This is a genomic window from Streptosporangium sp. NPDC006013, assembly GCF_040614275.1.
Lineage (GTDB): Bacteria > Actinomycetota > Actinomycetes > Streptosporangiales > Streptosporangiaceae > Streptosporangium.
Genome location: NZ_JBEXUE010000341.1, coordinates 1 through 11,041, shown reverse-complemented (window position 1 = coordinate 11,041; position 11,041 = coordinate 1). Strand labels below are relative to the sequence as shown.

15 protein-coding genes are annotated in these 11,041 nt (G+C 69.2%); 6 read left to right on the top strand and 9 right to left on the bottom strand.

Going from position 1 to position 11,041, the window contains the following annotated elements; all coding sequences use genetic code 11:
* Positions 1–922: FAD-dependent oxidoreductase (locus ABZ260_RS36430; protein WP_355626683.1), on the bottom strand; the 922-nt coding region annotated here is incomplete at its 3' end.
* A gap of 219 nt (positions 923–1,141) precedes the next feature.
* On the opposite strand from ABZ260_RS36430, the gene ABZ260_RS36425 reads away from it, so the two are divergent.
* The 4 genes from ABZ260_RS36425 (at position 1,142) to ABZ260_RS36410 (ending at position 4,498) form a co-directional block, all read left to right on the top strand.
* The gene (locus ABZ260_RS36425) at positions 1,142–1,726 is read left to right on the top strand and encodes a transposase (RefSeq protein WP_355626681.1); all 585 of its coding nucleotides are present in this window, start codon (positions 1,142–1,144) and stop codon (positions 1,724–1,726) included.
* A gap of 90 nt (positions 1,727–1,816) precedes the next feature.
* Positions 1,817–2,173: a metalloregulator ArsR/SmtB family transcription factor gene (locus ABZ260_RS36420; RefSeq protein ID WP_355568072.1), complete on the top strand. Its 357-nt coding sequence runs from the start codon at positions 1,817–1,819 to the stop codon at positions 2,171–2,173.
* Positions 2,173–3,078, top strand: a complete 906-nt coding sequence (locus ABZ260_RS36415) for a cation diffusion facilitator family transporter (RefSeq protein ID WP_355626679.1) — start codon at positions 2,173–2,175, stop codon at positions 3,076–3,078. Before ABZ260_RS36420 ends, ABZ260_RS36415 begins: the two co-directional genes overlap by 1 nt.
* Before the next feature lie 715 nt (positions 3,079–3,793).
* The gene (locus tag ABZ260_RS36410) at positions 3,794–4,498 is read left to right on the top strand and encodes a copper resistance CopC family protein (RefSeq protein WP_355626685.1); all 705 of its coding nucleotides are present in this window, start codon (positions 3,794–3,796) and stop codon (positions 4,496–4,498) included.
* A 7-nt stretch (positions 4,499–4,505) separates the two neighbouring features.
* Here the strand turns inward: ABZ260_RS36410 and ABZ260_RS36405 are convergent, their stop codons facing one another.
* The 6 genes from ABZ260_RS36405 to ABZ260_RS36380 form a co-directional block, all read right to left on the bottom strand.
* Positions 4,506–5,147, bottom strand: a complete 642-nt coding sequence (locus tag ABZ260_RS36405) for a vitamin K epoxide reductase family protein (protein WP_355626677.1) — start codon at positions 5,145–5,147, stop codon at positions 4,506–4,508.
* Entirely contained in the window at positions 5,144–5,818 is a 675-nt protein-coding gene (locus tag ABZ260_RS36400; RefSeq protein ID WP_355626675.1) for a thioredoxin domain-containing protein, read from the bottom strand. The genes ABZ260_RS36405 and ABZ260_RS36400 overlap by 4 nt, the downstream gene beginning before the upstream one ends.
* Positions 5,819–5,858: 40 nt before the next feature.
* Positions 5,859–6,323 (bottom strand): hypothetical protein, encoded by a 465-nt coding sequence (locus tag ABZ260_RS36395; protein ID WP_355626673.1) that lies wholly within the window; start codon positions 6,321–6,323, stop codon positions 5,859–5,861.
* Positions 6,324–6,336: 13 nt separating this feature from the next.
* Positions 6,337–6,801, bottom strand: coding sequence for a hypothetical protein (locus tag ABZ260_RS36390; protein ID WP_355626672.1), 465 nt, complete (start codon positions 6,799–6,801; stop codon positions 6,337–6,339).
* 61 nt (positions 6,802–6,862) lie between these two features.
* Positions 6,863–7,450: a DUF305 domain-containing protein gene (locus ABZ260_RS36385; RefSeq protein ID WP_355626671.1), complete on the bottom strand. Its 588-nt coding sequence runs from the start codon at positions 7,448–7,450 to the stop codon at positions 6,863–6,865.
* Between the two features lie 56 nt (positions 7,451–7,506).
* Positions 7,507–8,118 (bottom strand): DUF3105 domain-containing protein, encoded by a 612-nt coding sequence (locus ABZ260_RS36380; RefSeq protein ID WP_355626669.1) that lies wholly within the window; start codon positions 8,116–8,118, stop codon positions 7,507–7,509.
* A gap of 200 nt (positions 8,119–8,318) precedes the next feature.
* Between ABZ260_RS36380 and ABZ260_RS36375 the strand changes: the two genes are divergently transcribed.
* Positions 8,319–8,699, top strand: coding sequence for an isoprenylcysteine carboxylmethyltransferase family protein (locus tag ABZ260_RS36375; protein ID WP_355626667.1), 381 nt, complete (start codon positions 8,319–8,321; stop codon positions 8,697–8,699).
* A 34-nt stretch (positions 8,700–8,733) separates the two neighbouring features.
* Here ABZ260_RS36375 and ABZ260_RS36370 read toward each other — a convergent pair whose 3' ends face one another.
* Entirely contained in the window at positions 8,734–9,681 is a 948-nt protein-coding gene (locus tag ABZ260_RS36370; RefSeq protein ID WP_355626665.1) for a M56 family metallopeptidase, read from the bottom strand.
* A complete protein-coding gene (locus tag ABZ260_RS36365) occupies positions 9,678–10,037 on the bottom strand; it encodes a BlaI/MecI/CopY family transcriptional regulator (RefSeq protein ID WP_350930412.1) in 360 nt (119 codons plus the stop codon). The genes ABZ260_RS36370 and ABZ260_RS36365 overlap by 4 nt, the downstream gene beginning before the upstream one ends.
* Before the next feature lie 330 nt (positions 10,038–10,367).
* On the opposite strand from ABZ260_RS36365, the gene ABZ260_RS36360 reads away from it, so the two are divergent.
* A complete protein-coding gene (locus tag ABZ260_RS36360; protein WP_355626663.1) occupies positions 10,368–10,832 on the top strand; it encodes a hypothetical protein in 465 nt (154 codons plus the stop codon).
* Positions 10,833–11,041: the final 209 nt, after the last annotated feature.

Here is an 11,041-nt window from a genome sequence, read left to right as displayed (position 1 = left end):
GCTCGGTGCCGGAGGAGTCGCGGCTGAGTACCGTCACCTGGCCGTCGGCCTTGGTGAGGGAGTGGGTGAAGAAACCGGTCAGCAGTTGGATGCGTCCGTCCCTGACCAGGGTGTGCAGGCGGGTGCCGAGGGCGCCACGTGCGGGCAGTGCGTCGGCCTCGCCGCCGCCGTAGGCGCGTGCCGCGCTACCCGCCCGGATTGCCCAGGTGACGGGGGTGTCCTGCAACTGGGCCAGAGCCAGCAGAGTGGTGGCCGCCGAATGACCGGCTCCGACCACGAGGGTGTGGCGGCCCTCGTACCTCTCGCGGTCGGCGCCCAGCACGTCGGGCAGCGCGTGGTCGATGAGCGCCGCTGCCTCGGCTTCACCGTAGGCGGGAAGACCATTCGCCCCCAGTACGTTGGGCGTGGTCCAGGTGCCGGAGGCGTCGACGATCGCCCCGGCATGGATCTCGCGGCCGTCGGCCAGGCGGATCAGGAACGGCACCTGCTCGCGGCCGATGGAGCGGACCCGGTCATAGCCCAGGCGGCTGATCGCGGTCACCGCCGCACCGAAGCGCACGTTGGGGGCGATCGCCGGGTGCTTGGCCAGCGGGGCGAGGTAGTCGTCGATCAGCTCGGCGCCGGTCGGCAGCCACTCGGGATCCGGCGCGGCCCAGCCTTCGGCCTGGAGCAGGCGCCGGGTTGCGGCGTCGACGTTGTAGCGCCACGGGCTGAAGGTGCGCACGTGCCCCCATTGGGCGATCGAGGCCCCGACCTGCTGTCCGGCCTCCAAGAGGAGGAAGTTCAGGCCGTGCTCGGCCAGGTGGGCGGCGGCGGCCAGGCCCACCGGGCCCGCACCGATCACCACCACGGGCAGCTCGCCGCCCCCGGACGTGAACGGCTCGATCTCCACGGCCGCCGGGTCGCGCTGTCCATCGCTCATGATCGTCTCTCCTGTGAGTCGCGTGCTGATCGTCAAGGGTGCCGGGGTGGAGGTGAGCTCCGGTCCACCGAGCCCTACCCACCCCTCGACTGATTAGAAGTCTGTCGAAGTAATACTTAGCCTGCCCCATTGATTTGAGGATTGTCAATATAGATGGGTGCCTAAGTTGTGAGGTACGGATGCCCGGCGGCTCCTGCCGTCTCGGGCTATCGCCTCGGTATGCCTCGCTCGCCGACGGTGAGGGCTTATTCGCAGGGAGATCCGGCGCACACTCCGCCGGTGGGCGGCACGCCTGCAGGCTTACCTGGAGGTCGCTCAGTGCGTGGCCGCGCAGTACTGCGGGGCGCTGGCAAGAGGGCCAACTGCCAGGTCGCCCTGAGCGTGCATCTGGTCACCGATGCCGCGTCGTGTCCGGTGAACCGGCGGCTGTTCGTTCCCGAGGGCTGGGATCCGTCCTCGCCGCGGGTGCCGGACGCCGAAGCGGTGACGGCGCGCCGCCGCCGGGCCCGGATCTCTGAGGAGGTGGCGCATGTGCCCAAATGGCGGCCGGCCGTGGACATGCTGGATGAGCCGGCATGTTGGGGGCTGGATGCGCCGCCGGTGGTCGCCGATGAAGGGTATGGCCAAGACGGGGCCTTCCGGCTGGCCCTGACCGGGCGGAACATCGCCTACGTGGTGGGGGTGTGCTCCGATACCGCGCTTTTGGCGGCCGGTGTCTGCCGCACCAAGACGCCGTATCGGGGCACCGGGCGGCGAGCGGCGCCCCGGGCATCGAAACAGCGAGAAAGTCGGGGCATCAGTTGACAGGCCGCCTCCGGCGGCCGCTAACCTTTATATATGAATAGTTCTTCAGATGAGCGATTCGCGGCCATTGACGGCTGTACCGCCCGGATAGTGGACGCGCCCCGGGTGGCGGCGGTGCGTGAGCGGATGCCCGCCGCGCAGGATCTGACCGACACCGCGGAGGTGTTCGGGTTGCTGGCCGATCCAGGCCGCCTGCGGTTGCTGCTGGCCCTGCTGGAGGGCGAGATGTGCGTGTGCGATCTGGCCGCGGTGAGCGGCCAGAGCGAGTCGGCGGTCTCGCACGCACTGCGGCTGTTGCGGGCGCACCGCATCGTGACGGCCCGCCGGGCCGGTCGGATGGCCTTCTACCGGCTGGAGGACGCGCACGTGCGGATGCTGCTCGACCTTGCACTCGCCCACACCGAGCACACCCAGGCCATCCACCCCGAACGCGGCGGAACCCGCTGATGGGCACCGGGCACGGCCATGGGCATGGGCACGCCGGGAGCCGGCACCGGTGGCGGCTCGCGGTCTCCTTCGCCCTGATCGGCTCCTACTTCGTGGTCGAGCTGGTCTATGGGTTGATATCGGGTTCGCTGGCGTTGCTGTCGGATGCCGGGCACATGGCCGCCGACGTGGTGACGCTGGGCGCCGCGCTGGTGGCCACCCGGATCGCCACCCGCCCCGACACCACGGGGCGCCGTAGCTACGGCTCCTACCGCGCGGAGGTGTTCGCCTCCCTGCTGGCCGTGCTGCTGATGCTCGGCGTGGCGGTGTACGTGGTGGCCGAAGCGGTGGGCCGGATCGGCGCCGGCGCCGAGGTCTCCTCCGGGCCGATGCTCATCGTGGGAGCCATCGGCCTGGTCATCAACGTGATCGTGTTGCTGTTGCTGCGTTCGGGCGCGGCTGAGAGCTTGAACGTCAAGGGCGCCTACCTTGAGGTGGTGGCCGACACCGCCGGGTCGGTCGGCGTCATCGCCGCCGGCTGGCTGGTCGCGGCCACCGGCCAGCCGATCTGGGACACGCTGGTCGCGCTGGCCATCGGTGTCTTCGTCGCGGTGCGCGCCATCTCCCTCGGACGGCAGGTGTTCGCGGTCCTGGGCCAGCACGTCCCGGCCGGTATGGACGCCTCCGCCGTTGCCGGTGATCTGGTGGCCGTCGAGGGCGTGCGCGACGTCCACGACCTGCACCTGTGGACGTTGACCTCCGGCATGAACGTGGCCACCGCCCACCTGGTCACCTCGGACGGCGCCGACAGCCACGCCGTCCTGGACCAGGCCCGCGACCTGCTGCGCCGGCGCCACAACGTGGCTCACGCCACCTTGCAGGTCGAACCGGCCGACCACCTGGGCTGCGACGAACTGGGCTGGTGAACACCGTTCACCCCCGTGTGGCCGCGGTCGAGCGGCGGTGGTGGCGGTGACCCCGATGTGAGCGGTCCCGCCCCGGCTCCCTCACGCCTTCGCGCCTCACCCGGGCGCCCGTCCCCGCTCTCGATCGCTCCACATTCCACCGCTGGAGCGCGCGACCCGCTGTCCCTCGGTGACGAACAATGCTGTCGGCCAAAGGAGTTCAAACGACGCCAGTGGGCGCGGTTCTTCCTGGGCACCGCATCGCCGAGGGCGGCACAGGCGATCCTCGCCCGGCGGCGCGCCGCGAGTCAGTGCGCCGAGCGTGATGCGGGAGCCGAAAAGACCCGGCGGAAACAGGCCGATGAGTCGGCATAGGCGGTGCTGGATGCGGCGGTGTCGCCAGTGGAGCGGTGGTCGCCCCCGCCGGAGGGCGACGTTGAGCTGGATCCGCACCTGGTGTCGTTGGTTCGGGCCCGGGAGCGGGCACGCCGGGAACGACGCCGACACCGGTGAGAGCAGCCCTGCCGGTGATCGCTGCTGCCCCGGCATGAGCCTGCCCAGGCTGCGGGGGCTCGATGGCATGGCCATTGAGTCCTACCGGTGAGGCGCTCGACACCTCTCTTCGACACAATGTAGAAGTTCCATATGGTCAGCCTGACGCCTCAAAGGCCGCTTCGCGCCCGAGATCGCGTCCGCGCGGTGGTCAGGGGCTTTCGTCACCACGATCACCTGGTTGATGCGCAACGAGGTGCACGCCGAGTGGCAGGTCTTCGGCGCAGGCGCGCTGCCCGAGTACATCGATCACCCATGCGCCTGCCGCAGCGCAGGCGGTCACGCCCCACCGAAAGGGAATCACTTCATGTTCCTGCACAGATCAGCGATCGTTCTTGTCGCTCTCATCGCGGTGCTGTGGCCGATCACGACAGTTCAGGCGCATGACGTGCTGAAGTCCAGCAATCCGGCCAAGGACGACAAAGTCTCCGACGTCAGCGAAGTGACGTTGGAGTTCGAACGGGAGGTGAAGTTCCCGAAGGTGGCGGTGTTGAACGCCGCGGGCGAGCGATTCCAGTCTGGTGAGGCCGGCATGCGGGGCAAGAAGGTCATCCAGAAGCTGTCCGGGACGCTTCCGGCGGGTAGGTACACGATCGGTTTCCGGGTGGTCTCCTCCGACGGCCATCCCCGCACCGGCGAGATCCCGTTCACCGTGATCGCCTCTTCGACCCCCACTGCCACCCCCACTGCCACTCCGAGTGCGAGCGCGGGTGGCTCGCAGACCGCCGGCACGCCCGCGCCGAGCGCCCAGCCCGCGGAGCCGGCCATGACCCCGCAGGCCAATGAGACCGACGGGCCGTCGATGTTCCTGTGGGCGGTCGTCGGTTTCATCGTCGTCATGGCGGTATTCAGCGTTGTCATGAGCAGGCGTCGCCGCCCGGGCCAGTGACCGGATCTCAGATCAGCGTGATCCAGTAGGACCAGAAGCGCTGCAGGATGAGGCCGAGGATGGCGAGCATCCACACCATGAGCACGCTCGTGTGATACCGGGCCGCCGCCGCGGCGGCCCGGTGCGCGCCGCGCGGCAGGGCGATGCGGCCGCTGTGCAGGTTGGCGAGCGTGACGTACCAGAAGATGGGAATCGTCGCGATCCACACGAGCATGCAGTACGGGCACAAGGCGCCGATCACGTACAGGCTCTGGACGATCAACCAGTGCACGAAGACGACGCCGGCCAGGGTGCCCAGCTGCAGGCCATACCAGAACCAGGTCCGCAGGCGGGCTCCGGCCAGCAGAGCCGCGCCCACCGTCGTCACGACGCAGAAGGCCGCGACGCCCAGCAGCGGGTTGGGAAAGCCGAAGACGGAGGCCTGGGCGCTCTTCATGACCGATCCGCAGCTGAGGATCGGGTTGATGCTGCAGGTGGGAACGTAGGCGGGATCGGCGGCCAGGTGCAGACGTTCGATCATCAGCAGGAACGCGGCCAGCAGGCCGAGGCCGCCACCGATCGTCAGCACGAACGGCAGCGCCCTGATGATGATGGGCGAGGGCGAGCCCTCAGCGGTGATCGGGGGCTGGTCGATGGCGGAGGTGGTCACGAGGCGAGCGCCGCGTCGATTTTGGCCTTGAGGTTGTCGTAGCTGGGCGCCTCGGTCAGCTGGGCGCCGTTGAAGAAGATCGTGGGGGTGCCCTGGATGCCGAGGGCCGTTCCGTCGTCCTGGTCTTTCCTCACCCGCTGGGCGGTCGCGGGCGCGGTGAGGTCGGTCGAGAAGGCGGTCATGTCCAGGCCCACCTGCCGGGCCAGGTCGGTGAAGAACGCCTCCTTGGATTCAGAGGCCTCGCCCCACTGCTTTTGGGACTGAAACAGCTTGGCGTACATGGCCTCGAACTTGCCCTGCTTGGCGGCGGCCTCGGCGACTCGCGCGGCGAGTTCGCCGTTGCGGTGACCCGGCAGCGGGAAGTAGCGCACCACGACGGTGATGCGCCCGTCGTACTCGGCGCGAATGCGCTCCATGTGCGGGAAGGCCGCGCCGCAGGCTTCGCACTCGAAGTCGAGGAATTCCACCAGCGTGACCTTGCCGTCAGCCGCGGTGGACAGTCTGTGGCTGTCCTCGCGCACCAGCAGCTGGGCAGGAGCGCTCTGTGCGCCGGCCGCATCGGCCGCGGGTCTGGGGGATTGCGTTCCGAAGTCACCGAACACGGTGATCGCCGCGATGATCGCCGCCATCACGGCGGCGATGGTGAGGGTTATCTTCAGATTCGTCGTCATGTTCTGCTCCTGGAGGAGGTTATGCGCGGTACGCGCCCGCTTATCTTCTACCAGACGTAGAAGATGGGGGTGTCAACAGCGAAGTGAGGACCGTCGGGAAGCCTTTGAAAGGCGCCGCCCGTCGTGGAGGCGCTCGCCGGAGTCGGCCGGCCGGAACCGCGAGAACATCGGACAAGGCGAGCAGGAGGACTACCGCGGTCGCGATCGCCCAGCTCAGCGCCACCCAGGGGGCGGCTCGAATGTAGGGCAGCGCCGTTGGCGACAGCATTCCCTGATCGGAGGCCGGCAGGACGGCGGCGACCAAGGCGCCGGCCGTGGCCGCGGCGGCGAGATCGGCCAGCAGTTTGGTCAGGGGCAACCCCCATCGGGTGATGGCGGCGCCCGCGTCGGGAAGGCCGGCGATCCCCGTCGAGGACGCCGACCCGCCCACGATCGTACCGATGGCCAAGGCCGTGAGGGCGGCAACCGCGACGCCGAGGAGGTAGCGGGCCACACGCGGGGACATGACCGCGGCTCCTTTAGTCGTTTCGGGGCTTTTGGGCGACGCCGAGGAGTAGTTGGCCACGTTCCCGCGTTGCCCGCCACATGAGGGGCAGCCCGTTGATGTCGAGCTCGTGAAGGAAGTCCTCGCTGGTGAAGTGCTCAGCTCCGCAGCGGTCGAAGAGAAGACCTACCGCCGGTCGACTCAGCGCCCGGGTGGTGAACACCTCGAAATGGAAAAGACCGCCGGGGCGAAGGATTCTCGCCACCTGTGCCACGGCGTCGCGCCAGCGGTTGAGGAACTGGATGACGGCGAAGTCGCCCACGATGTCATAGCCGGCCTCCACTGAGGCCAGGGGAGCGCGCCGATCTGTGGCACCCAGATCGATGACGTCGACCGTCGCCGCGCCAGCGCGCTCCAGGCACGCGGTGATTCTGTAGTCCTGGCCGCGGCCGATTCCCAGAGCGCGTCCGCCACGCACGCTGTCGTGCAGCCCGATCAACGCCGCGGAGGTGTGAAAGGCTCGCATCCTTCGTCGCAGGGCGCCGTTGACCAGCGCTCCTTCAGCCAGCCGGGAGTACATCGGTGGCGCCCCGGGTGGTGAGCATGCGCTTCATCAGGTCGATCTCACTGCTTTGGGCAGCCACGAGGGAGGTGGCCAGGCGCCGGACCTGCGGCTGACCGGTGGCGTTCAGCGCGGCCTGCGCCATCTGCACGCCGCCTTGATGATGGGGGATCATCAGGCGAAGAAACAGCACGTCGGCCTCACGCCCGTCGGCTTGTTCCAACTGCTTGATCTGCGCGGCGGTGGCCATTCCCGGCATGGAGGTCATGCTCTGCGTCGTGCCGGTCGTGGAGTGGTGTGCTCGACGCATCATCCAGGCCATCGGCGCATCCAGGGATGCCTGGGGCAGGTCCCACAGCTGCAGCCAGGCGTACATCTGCCCGATCTGCTGCTGCTGGCTGAGCGCGATGTCGTAGGCGAGCATCCGGATCTCGGCGTCGGTGCTGCGATCTCGGACGATCATCGACATCCGTACGGCCTGGGCGTGATGGGCCTGCATGTCCCGGGCGAAACCGGCCTCCACCGAGTCGTCGGCAGGCGGCCGGGGATACAGGACGCCGAGGCCGGCGCCGATCAGCGCGATCACCAGGACCGTCGCTGCGGCGAGGGCGAAGTGCCGCCGGCGCCGGAAGGGGAGCCGGATCATGTGTAGGGCTCTCCGATGCCGCCAGAACAGGACGCGCCGGGCTCGGGAGTGGCCGGGCCCTGGACGTGGGCACGCAGGAACGCCGGCAGCCGCGGGTCCTCGACCCCCTCCAGCTTCAACTGCTTGGCCCAGGCGCTGGCCACCACCGGAGCCGACAGATTCGGGTAAGGCGAGACGATGATGTAGTCGCGGCCCCGGGCCAGATCGAGCAACTTCTCCACCTGCTCCATGGGCAGATCGGGCCGGTAGGTGATCCACACCGCTCCGTGCTCCTGGGAGTGCACCACGTTCTCGGCGCGCAGCGGCTGGCTGTAGAGGCCGCAGTTTTGCCAGGCGGGGTCGTGATTGCCGCCGACCGGCGGGCTTTGCGGGTACTTCACCGGATCCTTGGTGTGCTCGCGCTGGGGGATGGCGACGGTCTGCACCGCCTCCAGTGACGTTCGGGCGCGTTCCTGGAGGATCAGCACGGTGGCCGCCGTGACCACCGCGCCGATCGCCACCACCGCCGCGCCGGCGACGGCGATCGTGCGCAGGCGCTCAGCCCGGCGTTGCTGGGCCTGCAGGGTGGAAAGTCGTTCCTTGATCCTTGCACGCGTGTCGTCACTCATCAGGCTCCCTGGTTTCTACATGGCGTAGAAGTTCTACATCATGTCGGATATGGGAGCCATAAGGAGCGGGTACTTCACCGTCTCGGCGGTGCCGTGCGCCTTCGTGGTCGGCGTGACCGGCGGGCCCCAGTTGCAGCGTGGAGTGCCCGACATCGAAGTGACCGGCCGGGCCCTCGTGCAGCGAACCGATCGCCGCCTTTGTGGCCGCCCCGATCCAGATCAGCGCGGCGGTCCTGGTCCTGGCCGCAGGCACGGCCACGTTGCTGTCGCAGTCGGCGATGGGCGCATCCTGGCGGGTGGGCGTCGACGAGGGCGAAACCACCGCCTTGGTCACCGGCGGGCCGTTCCGGCTGGTGCGCAACCCCGTTTTCACCGCCATGGCCACCACCTCGATCGGCTGGACCTTGCTGGTGCCCTCATCGCCCTCCCCGGCCGCGCTCATCACCGCGATCGAACTGCAGGTCCGCGTGGTCGAGGAGCCCTACCTGATCCGCACCCACGGATCGGACCATCGCCCCCACGCCTCCATCACGGGCCGCTTCGTTCCGGCGCTGGGCCGCCTGTCACCGGCGATCTCCTAAAGGCCTCCCCTGCGGTATGTGGCGGCCCGGCGCCTCAGATCCGCCAGATGGTGATACACAGCACGGGCGCGACCAGCACGGCCAAGGGCCCGCTCAGCAGCAGGCCGGCGGCGCAGTAGGCGATGGCCGGCACCCAGCCCGGCTGCTGGGGACGACCGCGCAAAAGGCGCTCCACGCGGTGAACGACCGCCGTGTCGGCCAGCGCCAGGCCGCCCGCCGCGGTGGGGCCGGCCGCCGGGGCGGCCATCCGCACCAGCGCGCGGGCCAGCGGCAGCTCTCCGTGTACACGGCGGGCCTGGTCGTCGGCCAGCATCTCCAGCAGCACGGGGACGACCCGGCGGGCCGTGCTCGCGGCGGGAAGCCAGGGGAAGGCCTGCGCGAGCGCCAGGAACGGAAGCAGCAGCAGATCGTGGCGCCCGGCGGCATGCGCCCGCTCATGGCCGAGCACCGCCTCGGTCTCCTCGGCATCGAGGAGGTCGAGCGTTCCTGCGCTGAGCACGATACGGGCTCGGCGGCCGGGAATGCAGTAGGCCACCGGCCTGGCGCCGGGCAGCACATAGACGTCGTGGAGCACCGACGGGTCGGCCGCGACATCCACCAGCAGCCGCTGCCTGTTTTGGGCTCGAACCGTGCGCACCGCGGCCCGCACGGTGTGCAACGACAACCAGCCGATCAGACCGGCGCTCCACACCAGCGCGACGATGTGCGCCGGTCCCAGACCGTCCAGCCCCCGCCCGTCGAGAATCTGACGGATCAGAGTGTGCGCACCGTGCGGGAACACCGCTGCGAGCGGCGCCACCGAGGCCACCAGGCCGATGCCGACCGCTCCCAGTCCGCCGGCCAGCCCGATCGCCTGCCACATGACCAGGGCGGCGCGGGGACAGCGATGCGTCCACCCGGCGCCGGCGAGCCGCTCGGCGAGCCGGCCTCCTGCCAGCAGCGGCACCAGCGCCACGGCCGCGGCGACCAGCCAGACGATCACGACGTCTTGCCCAGGTCCCGGTTGTCGAGTGCCTCGCGCAGCGCGGCGGCCACCTGCGGCGAAACGCTGCCGACGAAACGGCTGACCGCGGCCTCCACATCACCGGCGCCGTCCAGTACCTGGCGCATGGCCTCGGCGACGAAGACGTCCTTGCCGCCCGCGGCGCGATACAGATGGGCCCGGCCACTGCGCTCCCGGGTGACCAGGCCCTTGCGCGACAGCCGCACCAGCACCGTCAACACGGTCGTGACCGCAGGCGCCGAGGGCAGAGCGTCGGCCAGGTCCTGGGCGAACACGCCCTCGGGATGGTTCCACAACGCTTCCATGATCGAACGTTCCAGGTTGCCGAGCCGCACCTGTCAGCCCCTTCGCCTCTGTCATGGTTGTTTCCCACGATGAAGGCTACCGGCCCGCGCCCGGGTGACCCGCGCCTGTGAAGAGAGCACCCGGCTCGTGGACACTTCATTCCCGAAATCACCTCTCAGGGGGACGGGGTGATGGCGGCCGGGTGCGGCCCCCCTCCGAACGCCCTCGACATCTGCTCGGCCAGCATGGCCTCAGCCGCCGTAAGTCTGCCGCCACGCGGTTGACGCGCTGTGCTCCGCGAGCCGGTGTCGCCCGCTCGTGGACGCCCTCCCGGAACACTAAATCACATCCCGGATGTGAATGGTCACACAGGGTAATGTATGTTCGTGGTCATGATCGGATCGATGCGGCGAGTCGCGCGGCGTGGAGGCGTCGCCTTCACGCTGTGCCTGACCGTACTCGGCATCGTCGTGCTGATCCATCTGGCGCTGTACGTCGCCGCTCACGCTCATGCGGCGCATCATCATGCGTCCGGCGTGCAGGCTGTGACCTCCGTCAGCGACTCGAACACCGAAACCCCCTCCGCGGTCGCCGCGGTGTCGCGCGAGCACGCACCGTGCCCTCGCCTTCCCGCCGATCATGACCATCGCCTGTGTGGCGCGGCCACCGGGGCGCAGATCACCGGTGTACGCCCCCTGCCGCAGACCGGCCCTGCCGTCGGCGACCCGATGATCACTGAGGTGTCCGCGACACTCTCGCCGTCGCCCGCCCAGCGATCTTCGCAGCCGGTGTGCCCGCCGCCGGGGGCTGTGTTGCTCGTTCTCAAATCCGTTTCCCGCATATAGAAGCCAGCCCACCGGGCCCCTTGGCAACGACTCAAAGCTCGACACGATCGGCGTGAGCCGTCGCTTCCGCGTGCCCAAAAGCGAGTCGACCACATCGCAACCATGGGAAACGGATCATGACACACACCCTCAATTCATCGCAGATCGCCACCACCTCGCTCGGCCAGTTGATCACCGGAGCCACCTGCCACGCCCCCGAGCACGTGGTC

What these genes read in the sequence shown, in the direction of transcription:
- ABZ260_RS36415 (WP_355626679.1), top strand. Translation starts at nt 2,173, where the DNA reads ATGGGCACCGGGCACGGCCATGGGCATGGGCACGCCGGGAGCCGGCAC.
- ABZ260_RS36360 (WP_355626663.1), top strand. Translation starts at nt 10,368, where the DNA reads ATGTTCGTGGTCATGATCGGATCGATGCGGCGAGTCGCGCGGCGTGGA.
- ABZ260_RS36425 (WP_355626681.1), top strand. Translation starts at nt 1,142, where the DNA reads ATGCCTCGCTCGCCGACGGTGAGGGCTTATTCGCAGGGAGATCCGGCG.
- ABZ260_RS36400 (WP_355626675.1), bottom strand. Translation starts at nt 5,818, where the DNA reads ATGACGACGAATCTGAAGATAACCCTCACCATCGCCGCCGTGATGGCG.
- ABZ260_RS36410 (WP_355626685.1), top strand. Translation starts at nt 3,794, where the DNA reads ATGCGCAACGAGGTGCACGCCGAGTGGCAGGTCTTCGGCGCAGGCGCG.
- ABZ260_RS36395 (WP_355626673.1), bottom strand. Translation starts at nt 6,323, where the DNA reads ATGTCCCCGCGTGTGGCCCGCTACCTCCTCGGCGTCGCGGTTGCCGCC.
- ABZ260_RS36380 (WP_355626669.1), bottom strand. Translation starts at nt 8,118, where the DNA reads ATGAGTGACGACACGCGTGCAAGGATCAAGGAACGACTTTCCACCCTG.